Origin of the sequence: Devosia sp. Root685, assembly GCF_001427875.1 — a bacterium.
Classification (GTDB): Bacteria; Pseudomonadota; Alphaproteobacteria; order Rhizobiales; family Devosiaceae; genus Devosia.
In genome coordinates this window covers 732,472-749,524 of record NZ_LMHK01000002.1, presented here as the reverse complement: position 1 = coordinate 749,524, position 17,053 = coordinate 732,472, and the positions used below count along the sequence as shown (strand labels likewise).

Here is a 17,053-nt window from a genome sequence, read left to right as displayed (position 1 = left end):
GGGCGATACCCGCGCGCATCCTAAAATCAGGCAAGGCCGCCGATCATGTCGGGACGGAAGCCGGCCCAGTGCTGATCGCCGGCTACTACCACTGGTACCTGGCGGTAGCCCATTTCCTCAACGCGCGCATAAGCGGCCGCGTCTTCGGAGATGTCCACGACCGTGTAATCAATACCCTTTCGGTCGAGCGCGCGCGTGGTCGCGGTGCACTGGACGCAGGCAGGCTTGGAGTAGACGGTGATAGTCATCGGATCCTCACGGAAGTGGTCTAGAGATGAGAGAGTTCAACGCTGCAAAATCACTACAAACGCGTACCAATCGTCGGCTGAAAAACACCAGCTTCTGAGGGGCTTCAGGCCTTGCCGGTTCTCACGAATCGTAAGAGGCCCTGAACGCTATATGTAGTATGCTCCTGCAATCCTTACTGCAACGTATATGGTTTGTGTCAGCTCTGTCATCAATGCTTGACAGGCGATTTGTGATGCGTGCGCGGTCGAATTTTGTTCGAAAAATGTCCCGATTTCCGGCCCTTTGCGATCCCATCAGATTCGGCCTGTGTCGTGCGTCGTCGGTGTTGGGAAAGGCGATCACTTTTTGCCGTTCCTGGAATCATGGGGATCGGCACATCAAGGGCATCGGGAATCCCCCTTGAACTATATGGGGATAGAGGGATGGGGCGCCTTTTCCCCGTCAAACACAGAGAACTCCACCGCGTTTTTTCGGCCGCGCAGCAGAAGCGGCGCACTTCGGGCTGCCTACTAGATGTAGTGTCTGGGCTGCCAGGCCTGTTTCCGATCTTTTTGCAAACCATTCCCACTTGCAACTTTTCGGCGTCCCGCTACATTGAGTGAAAATGCAAATCATTCGCAACAAGGATCACTCAATGCTTTTCGGTACACGACGCCAGGCCCTCGGAACGCTGCTTGCTCTGGGTCTCTCGGTCGCGCTGCCTGCTGTTCCGGCTTTCGCCCAGGACAAGTTCAAGGCCGTCACCAGTTTTACCGTCATCGCCGATATCGCGCAGAACGTGGCGGGCGATGCTGCGGTGGTGGAATCCATCACCAAGGCCGGCGCCGAGATTCACAATTACCAGCCGACCCCTGGCGATATTCAGCGCGCCCAGGGCGCCGATCTCGTGCTTTATAATGGGCTCAATCTCGAACTCTGGTTCGAGCGCTTCTTTGCCAATCTGCACGATGTGCCGAGTGTGGTGGTTTCCGACGGCATCGACCCGATGGGCATTGCCGAGGGGCCGTATCAGGGCAAACCCAATCCCCATGCCTGGATGTCGCCCAGCATCGCCATGATCTATGTCGACAATATCCGCGACGCCTTTGTCGAGCACGATCCGGCCAATGCCGAGACCTACAAAGCCAATGCCGAGGCGTATAAGGCCAAGATTTCGGCCATGATTGCGCCGATCCAGGCCGAACTCGCTGCCGTGCCGGAAGACAAGCGCTGGCTCGTGACCTCGGAAGGCGCCTTTTCCTATCTTGCCCGCGATTTCGGGCTGAAGGAGCTCTATCTCTGGCCGATCAATGCGGATCAGCAGGGCACCCCGCAGCAGGTGCGCAAGGTGATCGACGCCATGCGCGAGCATCAGATCGGCGTCATCTTTTCGGAAAGCACCATTTCTCCGGCGCCGGCCGAACAGGTCGCCCGCGAGACCGGCGCCAAATATGGCGGGGTACTTTATGTCGACTCCCTCACCGAGGCCGATGGCCCCGTCCCCACCTATATCGATCTTCTCCGCGTTACCTCTGAAACCATCGCCAAAGGCCTTACGGAATGAATGCCCCACTGCGCCATGCCGAGGTTGAAACCGGCTCTGGCATTGCCGTAAACGGCGCTACCGTCACCTATCGCAATGGCCTAACGGCCATTCGCGACGCCAGTTTTGCTATCCCCACCGGCACCATTGCGGCGCTGGTGGGGGTCAATGGCTCGGGCAAATCGACGCTGTTCAAGGCCATTATGGGCTTTGTGCGCCTCGCCCGCGGTGAAATCACCGTGCTTGGCATGCCGGTGGCACAGGCGCTAAAGAAAAACCTCGTCGCCTATGTGCCGCAATCCGAGGAGGTCGACTGGAATTTTCCGGTGCTGGTCGAAGACGTCGTGATGATGGGGCGCTATGGCCATATGGGCATGCTGCGCATTCCCAAAAAAGCCGACCACGATGCGGTGGAAGCCGCCCTTCGTCGCGTCAACATGACCGAGTTCCGCAAGCGCCAGATCGGCGAACTGTCGGGCGGGCAGAAGAAACGCGTGTTTCTGGCGCGGGCCCTGGCGCAGGACGGGCGGGTCATTCTGCTCGATGAGCCGTTTACCGGTGTCGACGTCAAGACCGAGGACCAGATCATCGCCTTGCTGCGCGAACTGCGCGATGAGGGCCGGGTGATGCTGGTTTCGACGCATAATCTCGGCTCAGTTCCCGAATTTTGCGATCGCACTATTCTGATCAAGGGTACGGTGCTGGCCTATGGCCCGACCGAGGAGACGTTTACGCAGGACAATCTCGAAAAGGCCTTTGGCGGGGTGCTCAGGCACTTCGTGATCAACCACGCGCCCAATGGCGGGGAGAATTCCGGCGTGCGGGTTTTCACCGATGACGAGCGGCCGCTGCTGTTCGAAGGCGGCAAGGCGCGGCGGCATTCGCCGGATGAAAATCCGGAGGAGCAGAAGTAAATGGAGCTACTGCTCGAGCCATTTTCCTATGGCTATATGACCAATGCCATGTGGGTTTCGGCCCTTGTCGGCGGGGTCTGCGCCTTTCTCTCCTGCTACCTGATGCTCAAGGGCTGGTCGCTGATCGGCGACGCGCTCAGCCATTCCATCGTGCCCGGCGTTGCCGGCGCCTATATGCTGGGCCTGCCTTTTGCGCTCGGCGCGTTCTTCTCGGGTGGCCTTGCCGCGGCGGCCATGCTGTTTCTCAATCAGCGCACCAAACTCAAGGAAGACGCCATTATCGGGCTGATCTTCTCGGCCTTTTTTGGTCTCGGGCTGTTCATGGTGTCGGTCTCGCCGGTCTCGGTGAATATCCAGACCATCGTCCTGGGCAATATTCTCGCCATTACGCCCGAGGACACGCTGCAACTCGCCATCATCGGTTTTGTCTCGCTGGCCATTCTGCTGGCCAAGTGGAAGGACCTGATGGTCACTTTCTTTGACGAGAACCATGCGCGTTCGATCGGTTTGAAGCCGACAGTGCTGCGCGCTGTGTTCTTCGTGCTACTTTCGGCTTCGACGGTTGCGGCCATGCAGACGGTTGGGGCATTCCTCGTGATCTGCCTCGTCGTCACGCCCGGCGCGACGGCCTATCTGCTTACGGACCGCTTTCCGCGGCTGCTGATTATTGCTGTCGCCATCGGCACGATCACCAGTTTCGTCGGCGCTTATGTCAGCTATTTCCTCGATGGGGCCACGGGCGGCATCATTGTCGTGATGCAGACGACGATCTTCCTTCTCGCCTTCTTCTTTGCGCCCAAGCATGGGCTGCTCGCGGCTCGCCGCCGCGCGGCAGAAGCGCTGGAGGCCGGTCAATGAACCTCTGGGATTTTCTGGTTCTCCCCTTCCAGTTCGAATTCATGAACAATGCGCTCGTCATCGCGGGCCTCGTTGCCGTGCCGATGGCGCTGCTGTCGTGCTTTCTGGTGCTCAAGGGCTGGTCGCTGATGGGCGACGCTATTTCCCATGCCGTGTTTCCGGGCGTGGTCATTGCCTACATGATCGGCATTCCGCTGGCCGTCGGTGCGTTCGTTGCCGGCATGTTCTCGGCCATCGCCACGGGGTTCTTGAAGGACAATAGCCGCATCAAGCAGGATACGGTGATGGGCGTCGTTTTCTCCGGCATGTTCGGGCTGGGGCTGGTGCTTTATGTGAAAATCCAGTCCGACGTGCATCTCGACCATATTCTGTTTGGCGACATGCTCGGCGTCGGTATGGGCGATATCCTTCAGGCGCTGGTGATTGCCGTGGTGATCGCTGCGATCATCGGGGTCAAGTGGAAGGACTTTTTGCTCCATGCCTTCGACCCCGGGCAGGCGCGGGCGGTGGGCCTGCGGGTCAATCTGCTGCATTATGGGCTTTTGGCGATGATCTCGCTGACCATTGTCGGCGCCTTGCAGGCGGTGGGGATTATTTTGTCCATTGCCATGCTGATCGCGCCCGGGGCCATCGCTTTTCTGCTGACACGGCGGTTTTCGACCATGCTGATGCTGGCGACGGGGATCGCGCTCGTCGGGTCGCTGCTTGGGGTTTATCTGTCGTTCTTCATGGATAGTGCGCCGGCCCCGACGATCGTGTTGCTGCTGACGATTGTTTTCATCTGCGCGTTTATCTATTCGACCGGGAAGGCCGCGCGGGTGGAAAGCCAGGAGATGGCTGGGTAGCCACCGATCTTCCCTCGCCCCTTGAGGGAGAGGGACAGACCAACTTTGCGTTCAGCAAATTGGTCAGGGTGAGGGGTATCTATCCTCCGCAGAGGAGGTGGTTAGGCGCATAGAAAGAATACCCTCATCCGCCCCGTTGGGGCACCTTCTCCCTCAAGGGGGGAAGGGAGGTCGGTGCTTAATCTATAGCCTCCACTCCGGCCTGCCGCATTCGCTCCACGCTATCTTTCATCGCCTGCAGTTGTTCTGCCGGGTGGCCCTGCCAGCCGGTCACCTCGCCGACAATCCGGAGCGGTTGCTGGCTGCGATAGGATTTTGTGGGATTGCCCGGAAATTTCTTGTCGGTGAGATTGGGGTCATCGACGAACTCCCCGGTCGGCTCGACGATGTAGATGCGCTGCCGGCCTGTGCCCTCAGCCAGCTCGGCGCCCCAGATGGCGGCGTCGAGGGTAGCGGCAAAGTAAATCCAGGAGGCGGGCTGGCGCCGTCCGAAATTGGAATTGTAACCGGGCGACAGCAGGTCGCCGGTTTTGAGATCGGCGCGGGTGCCGTGGCAATAGATCATCTAAAACTCCCTTGGCTGAGTGGGAGTGCGGTTATAGTGCAGGGCACGGGGCTTGAAGCAAGTCCCTTGTGCGCCATATCTAAGGAGTGCGGGGGCGCATAATGGCGGCTATTCGCCGTGGAACCGGCACTTCCCATGATCAGCCAGAATGTCGATGACCTTGCAGGTTTCGACATGCCCATGCGAGCAGCCTTCCACCATCCGTTCCAGTTCCTGTTGCAGAGCCGTCAGGCTCGCGATCTTGAGTTTTACGTCGGCAAGATGCTTGCTGGCGATGGCGTCGGCGTCTTCGCAGGACACCGTGGGCTGATCCTGCAGCGAGAGCAGGGTTCTGATCTCGTTGATTTCAAAGCCCAGCTCGCGCGAGTGGCGGATGAAGGTCAGCCGCTCCAGGTCTTCGTGGTCATAGCTGCGCCGATTGCCTTCGGTCCGCGGTGGGGAGGGGAGGAGGCCGATCTGTTCGTAATAGCGAATGGTGGGCACTTTCACCCCGCTTGCCTGCGACACATTGCCGATGGTGATGCCCTGCTGCATTTTTCCGCTTGCTCCTCTAGTCACTAGAGGATGTACGCCGGTTCGAGATAAAATCAAGGAGCCGAAAGATGAGCGCAGAGGAGACGAGCACACGCTTCCGTGTCGAAGGCATGGACTGCGCCAGCTGTGCCAGCAAGATCGACACTGCCGTGCGGCGGCTGCCCGGTGTCGAGGACGTTTCGGTTTCTGTCGTCGCTGGCACGATGACTGTTGGACACAAGGGCGCCGATCTCACTCAGGTGCAGAAGAAGGTGACCGAGCTTGGCTATCGTGTGGCGCCGCTGACAGGTGCTGCGCCGAAGGCGGCGGAGACGGCGCATGATCACGGCGACCATGGCGATCATGACCATGATCACGCCGACAAGAAGCCCGACGCGCTCGACGGCATGCATGGGCACGATCATGCGGCCGAGGACGGGCCGTGGTGGAAGACGGCCAAGGCGCAGCTGACGATCTTTTGTGGCATTGCCGTTGCGGCTGCCTTTGGGCTCGAGCGGTTCCTGCCGCAGTGGCACAATGAGCTGTTCATTCTGGCCATGCTGGTCGGTCTTCTTCCCATTTTCCGCCGGGCGCGGATGGGGATGATGAATGGCAGCCCGTTTTCCATCGAAACATTGATGACCGTCGCCGCCGTCGGCGCGGTGTTCATCGATGCGGCGGAGGAAGCCGCCATTGTCGTGCTGCTGTTCCTTGTCGGCGAATTGTTGGAGGGCATCGCGACTGGCCGCGCCCGCGCCAGCATCAAGGCTTTGGCCAATCTCGTGCCGCGCCGGGCGCAGCGTGAGGTTGCGGGGCGGGTTAGCGAGATCGACGCGGCAGCGCTCGTTGTGGGCGATATTGTGCTGGTTCGCCCCGGCGATCGCATGCCCGCCGATGGCGTGGTGCTGTCGGGCGAGGGGGCGGTGGACGAGGCGCCGGTGACGGGTGAATCCGTGCCGCGGCATAAGGGGCCGGACGATCAGGTCTTTGCCGGTACGGTCAATCAGGATGGCGCCTTGCGTGTCCGCGTCACCGCCGCTGCGGCTGACAACACCATTGCGCGTATCGTTTCGCTGGTCGAAACGGCCCAGGAATCCAAGGCGCCGACCGAGCGTTTTATCGACCGGTTCTCGAAATATTATACGCCCGGTGTGCTACTGGTCGGCGCCCTTGTCGCCATTCTACCGCCGCTGGTTACGGGGGCCTCGTGGGACGAGTGGGTCTATAAGGGCCTCGCCATTCTCCTCATTGGCTGCCCTTGCGCGCTGGTTATTTCGACGCCGGCCGCTATCGCCGCGGCGCTTTCGGCGGGGGCTCGCCAGGGGCTGCTGATGAAGGGCGGCGTGGTGCTCGAACAATTGGGCAAGATCAATATGGTCGCGCTCGACAAGACCGGCACGCTCACCGAGGGGCGGCCGCAGGTGACCGATGTGGTTGCTGTGGGGCGTTCGGAGGTTGAAATGCTGCGGCTTGCTGCCAGCCTCGAGGTGGGATCGAGCCATCCGCTGGCCACGGCTATTCTGGGCAGGGCCAAGGCGGCGGGCGTCGAACCCGTCGCGGCCAGCAATGCCGGAGCGGTCGGCGGCAAGGGCGTCGTTGGTACGCTTGAAGGCGTCGAACTGTTCCTCGGCTCGCCCAAGGCCGCGGCCGCGCGTGTCGCGCTTGCCGACGATTTTTCGAGCCGCATCGGGACGCTCAACGACGAGGGCAAGACGGTTTCGGTGCTGCTTGCGGGCAATGAAGTGGCCGGTCTCATCGCCATGCGCGACGAGCCGCGCGAGGATGCCCGCGCCGGGCTTGCCGCGCTCAAGGCACTTGGCGCCGACGTGGTCATGCTCACCGGCGACAATGCCCGCACGGCCAAGGCGATTGGGTCCGATCTCGGGATTGCGGTGAATGCCGAACTGCTGCCCGAGGACAAGCAGCGGATCGTCACTGGTTTGAAGGCTGAAGGTAAGGTGGTGGCCAAGGTTGGCGATGGGATCAACGATGCGCCGGCGCTCGCCGCCGCCGATATCGGCATCGCCATGGGCGGTGGCACCGATGTGGCGCTCGAAACCGCTGATGCGGCGGTGCTGCATGGGCGAGTGATGGATGTTGCCAACCTGATCCGCATTTCGCGGGCGGCGATGTCGAACATCTGGCAGAACATCACCATCGCGCTCGGGCTGAAGGCGGTGTTTTTGGTGACGACGATTATTGGGGTTACCGGATTGTGGCCGGCGATTTTGGCCGATACCGGGGCAACGCTGCTGGTGACTGCCAATGCGCTGCGGCTTTTGGGGTGGAAGGGACAGAAGGGCTGAGGGGATACCCCACCTAACCTCCCCCTCTAAGGGGGAGGGACCGATCGAGTTTGCTGCGGCGGTGGTGACCCACTGGAAGATTCCTCCCCCTCTTAGGGGGAGGTTAGGTGGGGGTTAGCCCGCCTTATAGCGCACTTTGCCTTCGCCTGCGGGGGGCTTCGACGATCGCAAAACCGTTGGGGCCGAGGGTCAGGGCTTTGCCGTCGAGATGGGCGTTGTGGCTGACGGGTTCGAGTTTTTGTTCGGTCTTGCTCAGGGTTACGACGCGCTCTTCGGCCGAGAGGTTGAAGACGCAGATCAGGTCCTTGTTGCCTGCCGAGCGGCGGAAGGCGAGGACGGGTTCGTCGGTCTTGAAAAAGTCGATCGAGCCGGTCAGGAGCGCCGGGTGCGATTTGCGCCAGGCGATGAATTTCCGGAAGAAATTCAATGTCGATTCCGGATCGGCATTTTGTGCATCGACGCTGAGGGCGAGATGCGCAGGTTTTACGGGCAGCCAGGGCGTGACGGTCGAAAACCCCGCATGGGGGAGATCATGCTGCCAGGGCATCGGCGTGCGGCAACCGTCGCGCCCCTTGTCTTCGGGCCAGAAGCGCATGCCGCGCGGATCGGTCAGTTCCTCGAAGAGAATGTCGGCTTCGGGCAGGCCCAGTTCTTCGCCCTGATAGAGCCCGACCGAGCCTTTGATGGTCATGACCAAGGCCGCCGCCTGGCGGGAGAGATCGGCCGGCGAGGCGCTGAATTTGGCCCAGCGGGTCATGGGGCGGATGACGTCGTGGTTGGAAAAGCTCCAGCACGGCCAGCCGGTTTCGTCGTTCGAAAAGAAGCGCGCGACCTTGGTGCGGAAATGCTCGGCGCTAAATTTGGGCCCAAGGAAATCAAAGGAATAGCACATGTGCAGCAGGTCTGTGCCTGATGTGTACTGCTTCATCAGTTCAAGGCCGCGCTCGTCGTCGCCCACCTCGCCGACCGTGGTGGCGCCGGGATAGGCGTCCATCATTTCGCGCACGCGTTTCAGCCAGCCGACGTTCTCTGGCTGGCTCTTGGAATATTTGTGGCTCTGCATGTCATAGGGGTTCACCGAAGGCTTGCCCTTGAGGGACTTCAGCGGCGGGTTGGAGCGCAGCTTTTCGTCGTGGAAATAGTAATTGACCGTATCGAGGCGGAAGCCATCGAGGCCGCGGTCGAGCCAGAAGCGCATGACTTCGAGCACCGCTTCCTGCACCGCCGGATTGTGAAAATTGAGGTCGGGCTGCGAGGTTAGGAAATTGTGCAGAAAATACTGTTTTCGCGCGGTGTGCCATTCCCAGGCCGAGCCGCCGAAGACGGAGAGCCAATTGTTGGGCGGCGAACCATCGGGTTTTGCATCGGCCCAGACATACCAGTCGGCCTTGGCATTATCGCGGGAAAAGCAGGATTCGCGAAACCAGGGGTGTTGGTCGGAGGTGTGGCTGACGACCTGATCCATGATGACTTTGAGGCCCAGCGCATGGGCCCTTTCCATCAACTGGTCGAAATCCTGCAAGGAGCCGAAAAGCGGATCGACCTGCATATATTCGGAAACGTCATAGCCCATATCGGCCTGGGGCGACTGGGTGATGGGCGAAAGCCAGATGCAATCGACGCCAAGGCTGGCAATATGATCGAGCCGGTCGAGAATGCCGGGCAGATCGCCGACGCCGTCGCCATTGCTGTCCTGAAACGAACGCGGATAGACCTGATAGATCACTCCGCCACGCCACCACTCGGTCATCGTCTTGCTCCTTGCGGGCCCGAAGGCCAAATCAGTCCGAGGCTATCGGGTTCTGGTGGAACTGTTAATCGGGGTCTCATGCAGTTTGGTGCAAGGCGGGCATGAGTTTTTGCCGGGTGGGGCGGGTTCGGCGGTCCCATGCGGAGGTGAGGTGGATTGCCGGGATAAACCCGGCAATGACGGCGAGGGAGAGGAGCGCTTTAGTGGTGTCGAAACGCTGTTCCCTCGTTCGTCGTTCTGACGACACGAGGAGACAGATTATGACCTATGTTTTGCGCGCGGCGGATCGGCCGGTTTCAACGAGCCGCACCATTCGCTTTGAGGGTGGCGGCTTTGGCACGCCGATCTCGTTCTTTTCGGTCGATAACGAGCCGGGGCAGGGGCCGGGATTGCATATCCATCCCTATCCCGAAACCTGGATCGTCAAGCGTGGCCGGGCAAAGGTCGTGGCCGGCGAGGAAACCTTTGAGCTCGGAGCCGGCGATATCGCCATCGCGCCGGCCAATGTGCCGCACAAGTTCACCAATATGGGGCCAGACCGCCTGGAGATCGTCTGCATCCATGCGGCGGGGGCGATGGTGCAGGAGGATCTCGAATAGGCCTTGTATATATCCATGTAGTTATGTAACGTTGCGGATATGTATGGAGGTGGAAATGTTGAAACAGGTGATAGCGGGCCTTGCCATTGTTGCGGCCCTGGCTGTGGTTGCCCCAAGCTTTGCCCAAGGAGAGGTGTCGATGAGCGTTCCGAGCAAGACGGATCGCGTCGCGGTCAATGGCGTCGAGATTTACTACGAAATTCATGGCGAGGGGTCGCCGCTGGTCATGCTGCATGGTGGCGTCAACCCATCGGATATGTTCGGCGCCCCGCTGGCCGCGATGGCTGAACATCGTCAGGTCATCGCCATCCATATGCGTGGCCACGGGCTGAGCTCGGATGCGGCGACGCCCTGGAGCAGCCAGCAGATGGCCGATGACGTCGATGCGCTGCTGGGCAAGCTGGGCTTCGATCGTGTCGATGTAATGGGGTACTCACTGGGTGGCGGTGTGGCGCTGCAAACCGCGATCCGGCATCCCGATCGGGTCGGCAGGTTGGTCGTGATTGGCACGAGCGTGAAGAGCAGCGGCAACTATCCGGAGGTGGAGGCGGCATTCAAGCAGATGCCGGCCATGGCCGCGACCATCGGCGCGCAACTGGCGCAGTCCCCGCTCGCGGCGCTTTACCCCGACGTCGACTGGGAAGCGATGATGCGCAAGACCGGCGAGATGAACCAGGGCGCATATGACTGGAGCGCTGATATCGCTGAGATCAAGGCACCGACGCTGCTGATCTTTGCTGATGCCGACATGATGTATCCCGAGCATATCGCCGAGATGTATCGCCTGTTCGGTGGCGGTACGCGGGATGCCGGGTTCGATGGCGCCTCGCGGCCGACGGTCAACCAGTTGGCCATCATTCCCGGCGCCACGCACTATGATGTCATTCACAAGGCGTCGGTCGCAGAATACGCCAAGGCTTTCCTGGCGCAGTAACTGGTTCAAGCGCTTTTGCCCCACTCGCCGGACGGGAGTGGGGCGGGTCTCACACCACCGCCGAAATCAGCGGCTCGCCGGCAAAGTGTTTTTCGAGATTGGCCACCAATAGCGCGCCCATGGCGTCGCGGGTTTGGTTGGTGGCGCTGCCCTGATGGGGCGAGAGGACGACATTGTCGAGGCCGAGCAGGGCGTCGGGCACCTGCGGCTCCTTTTCGAAGACGTCGAGCGCCGCACCGCCGAGGCCGCCGTTCTGCAAAAGTTCGACCATGGCGGGCTCGTCGACCAGCGTGCCGCGGGCGACGTTGACCAGCATGCCCTTGGGGCCGAGGGCTTCAAGGACTTTTTTGGAAACGATGCCTTCGGTGCCCTTGCCGCCGGGGGCGATGATGACGAGCCAATCGCTGTCGCGGGCCATGTCTTCGAGATTGTTGTAGTAGATATAGGGCACGGACGGCTGCTGATGGCGGCCGTAGTAAACGACGCGCATTTTCATCGCCTGGGCGCGGGTGGCGATTTCCTTGCCGATGCGGCCGAGGCCAAGAATGCCGACGGTCTTGCCTGTCAATTCGGAAAAGAGGCCGAAATTATTGCCCGGCCATTTGCCGGTGCGCACGAACTGGTCGCCCTGAGGAATGCGGCGGGCGAGGGCGATCATCAGGCCGATGGAGATTTCGGCGACGGCATCATTGAGCACGTCGGGCGTATTGGTGACGCGGATATTTCGCGTTTTGGCGGCTGATGTGTCGATATTATCGTAGCCGACGCCGAAGCTGGCGATGATTTCGAGATTAGGCAGCTTTTCCATCAGCGGCTTCTGAACGCCGGAGCCGGCATGGGCACGGATGCGGGCGCCGTTTTGGGCAAGCCAGGCGTCCTTGTCGGCAATCTCATGCAGCTTGTGGACGGTGTAGCGCTCGGCAAGAGCTTTTTCGCAGGAGGCCAGCAGTGGGCCGGTCTGCAGAATCTCGATGGTCATGGGATTTCCTCTCTCGGGCACAAGACTAGCGGCTGAGGCTGGAGAGGCAAGGCGGAGAGAGTACAAATCGTCCGCGCGGCGAATGAGAGCATTTTGTGCGGGCTTCGCGCAAGGCTGACCTGCACTAAAAAGCGGCATGTCGCGGCTTTGATCGTCTGGACGGCAGCAACCAATTGTGTAGCAATGGTTTGGCGATGGGAAAGCCGTATCAAACCAGCGATGAGTAATGGGCGAAAACACGCCGTTTGACGAAATGTATAATGCGGACGGATCGGTCCGCGAACCTTACCGCGCTCTCAGCGAGTGGCTGGCGGAGCAGCCCGAAAAGGGGCTGGCGCTGATGCAGGCCGATGCGGAGGCGATTTTCCGCAAGCTCGGCATCACCTTTGCCGTCTATGGTTCGGAAGAGGGCACCGAAAAGGTCATCCCCTTCGATGTCATTCCGCGCATTATTGCCGCCAATGAGTGGCGCAAGCTATCGCGGGGGATCGAGCAGCGGGTCAAGGCGCTCAACGCTTTTCTCTATGACGTCTATCACCGTCAGGAAATTTTGAAGGCCGGGCGGATTCCGGAAAAACTCATTCTCAACAATGCCGCCTTCTGTCCGCAGATGATGGGGCTGGAGCCGGCGCGGGGCGTTTACGCCCACATTATCGGCGTCGATATCGTGCGGGTGGGGCCGGACGAATTCTACGTGCTGGAGGATAATCTGCGCACGCCGTCGGGGGTCTCCTATATGCTGGAGGACCGCGAGGCGATGATGATGCTGGCGCCGGACCTGTTCCAGCGCAGCAAGGTGGCGCCGGTCGAGACTTATCCCGAAAACCTGCGGCGGACGCTTGAAAGCGTGGCGCCGGCCGGGGCGGGGCGCAATCCGGTGATCGCGGTGTTGACGCCGGGAATTTATAACTCGGCCTATTTCGAGCACTCGTTTCTTGCCGATCAGATGGGTGCGCAACTGTGCGAGGGGCAGGACCTCTTCGTCGATGGCGGCAAGGTCTATATGCGGACGACGACGGGGCCGGAGCGCGTCGATGTCATCTATCGCCGCATCGACGACGACTATCTCGATCCGCTGACCTTCAAACCCGATTCCATGCTGGGTGTGCCGGGTATTTTCGATGCTTATCGGGCGGGAAACGTCACCCTCGTCAATGCGCCGGGGACCGGGATTGCCGATGACAAGGCGGTTTATACCTATGTGCCCGAAATCATCGAATTTTACCTCGGCGAGAAGGCGCTGCTCAATAACGTGCCGACCTATAACTGCACCGATGTGGAGCAGCGGGCCTGGGTGCTTGAGAATATCGCGGAGCTTGTGGTCAAGGAAGTCCATGGTTCGGGCGGCTATGGCATGATGGTGGGGCCGACTTCGACCAAGGCGCAGCACGAGGAATTCAAAAAGAAGATCATCGCGCGGCCCGACAATTACATCGTGCAGCCAACCTTGGCGCTCTCGACCTGTCCCACGCATATCAACAACGATGTGGCGCCGAGGCACGTCGATTTGCGGCCCTATGTGCTGGTGGGCGACGAGGTGCGGATCACGCCCGGCGGGCTGACGCGCGTGGCGCTCGAGAAGGGGTCATTGGTGGTGAACTCGTCGCAGGGCGGCGGGACGAAGGATACCTGGGTGCTGGAAGACTGATGATGATTTTTATTCCTTCAGTTTTTCTCTGCGGTTCTGTCGATGAGGTTCTGGCATGAGAATGCTCGGACGGACGGCCCAGAACCTTTTCTGGCTTTCGCGCTATGTGGAGCGCGCCGAGAATATGGCGCGCCTCCTGGAGGTCGGTTATCGCATGTCGCTCACGAGCCGCCGCGAGGGCGGGGCGAGCGAGCATCTGATTTCCATGCTGCGGGCGGCGGAAATGGACGAGGCCTTTGCCGAGAGGCACGAGGTCGCCGACGTGGACACGGTCGCCTATTTCATGATGTTCGACCCGACCAATCCATCTTCGGTCTATTCGTGCCTGCAGGCGGCGCGGACCAATGCGCGGTCGGTGCGTACGGCGATCACCACGGATATGTGGGAGAGCATGAACGGGGCCTGGCTCGAATTCTCGCAAATCAAGCCGCGCGATGTGCGCGGGGCAAAGCTGCTGGGGCTATTGCAATGGGTGCGGCAGCGCAGCCATGAATTCCGCGGGGCGCTGCTGGGCACGATTTTGCGCGACGATGGCTTTGCCTTTTTGCAGGCGGGCAATTTCGTCGAGCGGGCCGATAATACGGCGCGCATTCTCGATATGAAATATTATGTGCTGCTGCCGCGTTCGAGCCTGGTTGGCGGGGAGATCGACATCCAGCAATGGACGCTGATCCTGCGCGCAGCGTCGGCGCATCGGTCTTATGGGCACGTCTATCATGACCGCTACAAGGCCTATAACATTGCCGATTTTCTGATCCTGCGGACGGAAATGCCGCGCTCGCTGATCTATTGCGCGCATTTCGTGCGCGATAATCTCAACTTGCTGGCAAAGCTTTATGGGCGGCGCGAGGCCTGTAACGACGCGATGGATGATCTCCTGAAGCTGGTCGAGGGGACCAATATGGATCAGATTTTCGCCCATGGTCTCCACGAATTTCTCAACGACTTCATCGACGGCAACAATCGGGTGACCGACACGCTGTCGGCCAGCTACAATTTTTACTGAGCCTGACGCCCATGCGGATTGCCATCGACCATAAACTGAGTGTGAGCGTGCCGCAGGGCACGGCGCAGGCCGTGTTTCACCTGCTGCTGACCCCGCCGAGCGGGCCGACGCAGACGGTTGAAAGCTGGAGCGTCGAAGGGCCGGGCATTGGCAATGCCGGGCGGTTCACCGATGGCTTTGGCAATGCGGCGCATCTGGTCAATCAGATGCGGCCGGAGGGCGAGATCACAATCCACGTGCGCGGCGAAGTGACGACGCGCGATAGTCATGGCGTCTTGGGGCGGCCGGCCGGCGAACCGGTGCCGGCGCTTTATCGGCGGCGTACGGAGCTGACCAAAGTGCCGGCCGAGTTCTACGCGCCGTTTCGCGACAGCAAGGAGAGCCGGCTGAGTATCTGTCACGCGCTGATGGAGCGGGTCGGCGAGACGCTCGGCATGCCGCCCGAAGAGCCGGAGGCCCAGCAAATGCAGGCGGATGGCGGACAGGAACAGGCGCAGGACGTGACCGAAGAGCCGCGGCCGGCGGCGGCAGACTATGCGCATCTCTTTATCGGGGCGGCGCGGGCGCTCGATATTCCGGCGCGCTATGTCGTGGGCTATCGCCTCGTGGACGGCGAAGATGGCCTCCATGCCTGGGCCGAAGCCTTTGATGAGGGTCTTGGCTGGATCGGGTTTGATCCATTCATGCAAATCTGCCCGACCGACCGCTATGTGCGCCTCGCCATCGCGCTCGATGCCGAAACGGCGCCAACGCTGCGTACGGTGCCGATTGCCGAAGTGGTGCAAGTGGTCAAGGCTAGTGCGGCTTCCACGAATTAAGATGCGTGGCTTTGCGCGGTGCGGTAAGCCGGGACCTGTTGGTGTCAATCGGCCGATCGTCGGCGCGCGTCGAAGTTCACAATGGCCAAATTGCAGAAATTGCCGCCGCTCAATGCGCTCGTGGTCTTCGAGGCGGCCTCGCGTCTCGGCAGCTTCTCCCGCGCCGGGGTGGAACTGGGGCTGACCCAGAGCGCGGTCAGCCGGCAGATCGGCAAGCTTGAAGCTTTTATCGGCTCAAAACTCTTTGCCCGCGCCGTGCACGGGGTGCATCTGACGCCTATGGGCGAGGCCTATGCGGCCGATGTCTCGCGTCTATTGGGCGAGGTTGCTGCCGTCACCGAGGGCGTGCGCAACTGGTCGGGCCCACGTCAGATTACCGTCGCCTGCTCGCGCGGCATTGCCGATCAGTGGTTCATGCCGCGCCTGACGCGCATGCAGCAGGAAATTCCCGGGCTCGAACTGCGCCTCAAGGTGACCGACGATATCGTGCACCTGCGCCTCGATGAATTCGATCTGGCGGTCTTTTATCGCAGCGAGCGGCCTGCCGGGGTCAATCTGATCGTTTTGGGCCGAGAGGAGATCGTGCCTGTCGCAGCGCCGGGCCTCCTGCCTTTGCTCGAGGTGCCCGATCCGGTGATCATCAGCATCGAGGATACGATGCGCGAATGGCAGGACTGGCCGCATTGGTGGCGCAGCGCCGGCCTGACACCGCCCGAGGGGCAACGGCGCTGGCTATTGGGCGACTATGGGCTTTGCGTTGCCGCAGCCATGCAGGGCGGGGGCTACGTGCTGGGCTGGACCTGGCTGATCCGCGAACAGCTCGACGCGGGAACTTTGGTGCCTGTGCATAACCACACCATGCAATCGGAGGGGCGCTTTTATCTGATGAGGCCGGCCGACCGGCATCAGCGCCGGATCGTGCGCGAGGTCAGCGACTGGCTGATCGCGCACAATGTCAACAATGACAGTTGATTAGGCCACGGCCGCGGGCGGTTCGGGATCGTTGGCGGCAGCCTGAATGACGGAGGGCTTGGCGGCGTTCTTACGGCGCTGATGGCGGCTATGGGCATAGCCGACGACCGTGAAAACCAGCCAGGCAGCCTGGGTCAAAAAGGACCCAAGGTTGAAATTCCACATCAGGGAGTATATCAGAGCCACGCCCCCGAGGACGTTGAGTGCTGCATAGCGGCCGTCATCGATTGTGAGCACGCGCATCTGAATCAAGGCATAGCCTGCCAGGTAGGCTACTGCGCCGATGAGACCTACGGCAGTCGCAAGCTCCATCTCAAAATGCTCCAAAACGCGCCAGGGGCGGCGCTGCATTACCTTTAACCAAGCCGGGAAGGTGCGCGTCTTTGCGTTGCGCTGCCTCCCCCAACAGAACGCCATCTAGCCTCGTTACCGATCAAACCATGCACGCCGGATTCTGATAGGGGTATGATTTTAAATCATACCTGATGCCATCATTTGCCCACTAGTATTCCGGCCATGGGGACCGCCTCCGCTGCCCTTGCGGACGCGCGGTAAGCAAAAATAAGCAAGGTAGG

17 protein-coding genes are annotated in these 17,053 nt (G+C 60.8%); 11 read left to right on the top strand and 6 right to left on the bottom strand.

The features are described 5' to 3' along the window. Positions 1 to 26: 26 nt before the first annotated feature. On the bottom strand, positions 27 to 248 hold the full coding sequence (gene nrdH / locus ASD83_RS12015) for a glutaredoxin-like protein NrdH (protein WP_056311154.1): 222 nt from the start codon (positions 246 to 248) through the stop codon (positions 27 to 29). 635 nt (positions 249 to 883) lie between these two features. Here nrdH and ASD83_RS12010 point away from each other — a divergent pair. Genes ASD83_RS12010 through ASD83_RS11995 form a run of 4 tightly spaced genes read left to right on the top strand, consistent with a single transcriptional unit; the run spans position 884 to position 4,388 of the window. Then, positions 884 to 1,792, top strand: coding sequence for a metal ABC transporter substrate-binding protein (locus ASD83_RS12010; RefSeq protein ID WP_056312371.1), 909 nt, complete (start codon positions 884 to 886; stop codon positions 1,790 to 1,792). After that, positions 1,789 to 2,685, top strand: a complete 897-nt coding sequence (locus tag ASD83_RS12005; RefSeq protein ID WP_056311152.1) for a manganese/iron ABC transporter ATP-binding protein — start codon at positions 1,789 to 1,791, stop codon at positions 2,683 to 2,685. The genes ASD83_RS12010 and ASD83_RS12005 overlap by 4 nt, the downstream gene beginning before the upstream one ends. Then, positions 2,686 to 3,543 carry a metal ABC transporter permease gene (locus ASD83_RS12000; protein WP_056311150.1) on the top strand — a complete coding sequence of 286 codons (858 nt, stop codon included), beginning with the start codon at positions 2,686 to 2,688 and terminating at the stop codon, positions 3,541 to 3,543. It begins immediately after the preceding gene. Next, complete coding sequence (locus ASD83_RS11995; protein ID WP_056311149.1) at positions 3,540 to 4,388, top strand: metal ABC transporter permease; 849 nt, start codon at positions 3,540 to 3,542, stop codon at positions 4,386 to 4,388. The genes ASD83_RS12000 and ASD83_RS11995 overlap by 4 nt, the downstream gene beginning before the upstream one ends. Before the next feature lie 178 nt (positions 4,389 to 4,566). Here the strand turns inward: ASD83_RS11995 and arr are convergent, their stop codons facing one another. Further along, positions 4,567 to 4,953: an NAD(+)--rifampin ADP-ribosyltransferase gene (arr, locus tag ASD83_RS11990; protein WP_056311146.1), complete on the bottom strand. Its 387-nt coding sequence runs from the start codon at positions 4,951 to 4,953 to the stop codon at positions 4,567 to 4,569. A gap of 108 nt (positions 4,954 to 5,061) precedes the next feature. Continuing rightward, positions 5,062 to 5,487, bottom strand: a complete 426-nt coding sequence (locus ASD83_RS11985; protein ID WP_056311143.1) for a MerR family transcriptional regulator — start codon at positions 5,485 to 5,487, stop codon at positions 5,062 to 5,064. 68 nt (positions 5,488 to 5,555) lie between these two features. On the opposite strand from ASD83_RS11985, the gene ASD83_RS11980 reads away from it, so the two are divergent. Then, positions 5,556 to 7,772, top strand: coding sequence for a heavy metal translocating P-type ATPase (locus tag ASD83_RS11980; RefSeq protein ID WP_056311141.1), 2,217 nt, complete (start codon positions 5,556 to 5,558; stop codon positions 7,770 to 7,772). Between the two features lie 124 nt (positions 7,773 to 7,896). On the opposite strand, the gene ASD83_RS11975 is transcribed toward ASD83_RS11980, so the two are convergent. Beyond that, positions 7,897 to 9,522, bottom strand: coding sequence for an alpha-glucosidase family protein (locus ASD83_RS11975; protein ID WP_056311139.1), 1,626 nt, complete (start codon positions 9,520 to 9,522; stop codon positions 7,897 to 7,899). A 260-nt stretch (positions 9,523 to 9,782) separates the two neighbouring features. On the opposite strand from ASD83_RS11975, the gene ASD83_RS11970 reads away from it, so the two are divergent. Both ASD83_RS11970 and ASD83_RS11965 read left to right on the top strand, forming a co-directional pair. Then, positions 9,783 to 10,121: a cupin domain-containing protein gene (locus ASD83_RS11970; protein ID WP_056311137.1), complete on the top strand. Its 339-nt coding sequence runs from the start codon at positions 9,783 to 9,785 to the stop codon at positions 10,119 to 10,121. A gap of 55 nt (positions 10,122 to 10,176) precedes the next feature. Next, positions 10,177 to 11,055: an alpha/beta fold hydrolase gene (locus ASD83_RS11965; protein WP_200946504.1), complete on the top strand. Its 879-nt coding sequence runs from the start codon at positions 10,177 to 10,179 to the stop codon at positions 11,053 to 11,055. Between the two features lie 49 nt (positions 11,056 to 11,104). Here ASD83_RS11965 and ASD83_RS11960 read toward each other — a convergent pair whose 3' ends face one another. Then, on the bottom strand, positions 11,105 to 12,034 hold the full coding sequence (locus tag ASD83_RS11960) for a 2-hydroxyacid dehydrogenase (RefSeq protein ID WP_056311135.1): 930 nt from the start codon (positions 12,032 to 12,034) through the stop codon (positions 11,105 to 11,107). A 226-nt stretch (positions 12,035 to 12,260) separates the two neighbouring features. On the opposite strand from ASD83_RS11960, the gene ASD83_RS11955 reads away from it, so the two are divergent. The 4 genes from ASD83_RS11955 to ASD83_RS11940 all read left to right on the top strand — a co-directional run bounded on the left by ASD83_RS11955 (position 12,261) and on the right by ASD83_RS11940 (position 16,478). Next, positions 12,261 to 13,682 carry a circularly permuted type 2 ATP-grasp protein gene (locus ASD83_RS11955; protein ID WP_056311133.1) on the top strand — a complete coding sequence of 474 codons (1,422 nt, stop codon included), beginning with the start codon at positions 12,261 to 12,263 and terminating at the stop codon, positions 13,680 to 13,682. A gap of 55 nt (positions 13,683 to 13,737) precedes the next feature. Next, positions 13,738 to 14,688 (top strand): alpha-E domain-containing protein, encoded by a 951-nt coding sequence (locus tag ASD83_RS11950; protein WP_244489158.1) that lies wholly within the window; start codon positions 13,738 to 13,740, stop codon positions 14,686 to 14,688. Between the two features lie 11 nt (positions 14,689 to 14,699). Beyond that, positions 14,700 to 15,506 carry a transglutaminase family protein gene (locus ASD83_RS11945; protein WP_056311129.1) on the top strand — a complete coding sequence of 269 codons (807 nt, stop codon included), beginning with the start codon at positions 14,700 to 14,702 and terminating at the stop codon, positions 15,504 to 15,506. A gap of 81 nt (positions 15,507 to 15,587) precedes the next feature. Then, positions 15,588 to 16,478 carry a LysR substrate-binding domain-containing protein gene (locus tag ASD83_RS11940; protein WP_056311127.1) on the top strand — a complete coding sequence of 297 codons (891 nt, stop codon included), beginning with the start codon at positions 15,588 to 15,590 and terminating at the stop codon, positions 16,476 to 16,478. Here ASD83_RS11940 and ASD83_RS11935 read toward each other — a convergent pair whose 3' ends face one another. Beyond that, the gene (locus ASD83_RS11935; protein ID WP_056312367.1) at positions 16,479 to 16,790 is read right to left on the bottom strand and encodes a CBU_0592 family membrane protein; all 312 of its coding nucleotides are present in this window, start codon (positions 16,788 to 16,790) and stop codon (positions 16,479 to 16,481) included. Positions 16,791 to 17,053: the final 263 nt, after the last annotated feature.

Coding starts and splice junctions, on each gene's coding strand:
- nrdH (WP_056311154.1), bottom strand. CDS start 248: ATGACTATCACCGTCTACTCCAAGCCTGCCTGCGTCCAGTGCACCGCG.
- ASD83_RS12010 (WP_056312371.1), top strand. CDS start 884: ATGCTTTTCGGTACACGACGCCAGGCCCTCGGAACGCTGCTTGCTCTG.
- ASD83_RS12005 (WP_056311152.1), top strand. CDS start 1,789: ATGAATGCCCCACTGCGCCATGCCGAGGTTGAAACCGGCTCTGGCATT.
- ASD83_RS12000 (WP_056311150.1), top strand. CDS start 2,686: ATGGAGCTACTGCTCGAGCCATTTTCCTATGGCTATATGACCAATGCC.
- ASD83_RS11995 (WP_056311149.1), top strand. CDS start 3,540: ATGAACCTCTGGGATTTTCTGGTTCTCCCCTTCCAGTTCGAATTCATG.
- arr (WP_056311146.1), bottom strand. CDS start 4,953: ATGATCTATTGCCACGGCACCCGCGCCGATCTCAAAACCGGCGACCTG.
- ASD83_RS11985 (WP_056311143.1), bottom strand. CDS start 5,487: ATGCAGCAGGGCATCACCATCGGCAATGTGTCGCAGGCAAGCGGGGTG.
- ASD83_RS11980 (WP_056311141.1), top strand. CDS start 5,556: ATGAGCGCAGAGGAGACGAGCACACGCTTCCGTGTCGAAGGCATGGAC.
- ASD83_RS11975 (WP_056311139.1), bottom strand. CDS start 9,522: ATGACCGAGTGGTGGCGTGGCGGAGTGATCTATCAGGTCTATCCGCGT.
- ASD83_RS11970 (WP_056311137.1), top strand. CDS start 9,783: ATGACCTATGTTTTGCGCGCGGCGGATCGGCCGGTTTCAACGAGCCGC.
- ASD83_RS11965 (WP_200946504.1), top strand. CDS start 10,177: ATGTTGAAACAGGTGATAGCGGGCCTTGCCATTGTTGCGGCCCTGGCT.
- ASD83_RS11960 (WP_056311135.1), bottom strand. CDS start 12,034: ATGACCATCGAGATTCTGCAGACCGGCCCACTGCTGGCCTCCTGCGAA.
- ASD83_RS11955 (WP_056311133.1), top strand. CDS start 12,261: ATGGGCGAAAACACGCCGTTTGACGAAATGTATAATGCGGACGGATCG.
- ASD83_RS11950 (WP_244489158.1), top strand. CDS start 13,738: ATGAGAATGCTCGGACGGACGGCCCAGAACCTTTTCTGGCTTTCGCGC.
- ASD83_RS11945 (WP_056311129.1), top strand. CDS start 14,700: ATGCGGATTGCCATCGACCATAAACTGAGTGTGAGCGTGCCGCAGGGC.
- ASD83_RS11940 (WP_056311127.1), top strand. CDS start 15,588: ATGGCCAAATTGCAGAAATTGCCGCCGCTCAATGCGCTCGTGGTCTTC.
- ASD83_RS11935 (WP_056312367.1), bottom strand. CDS start 16,790: ATGGAGCTTGCGACTGCCGTAGGTCTCATCGGCGCAGTAGCCTACCTG.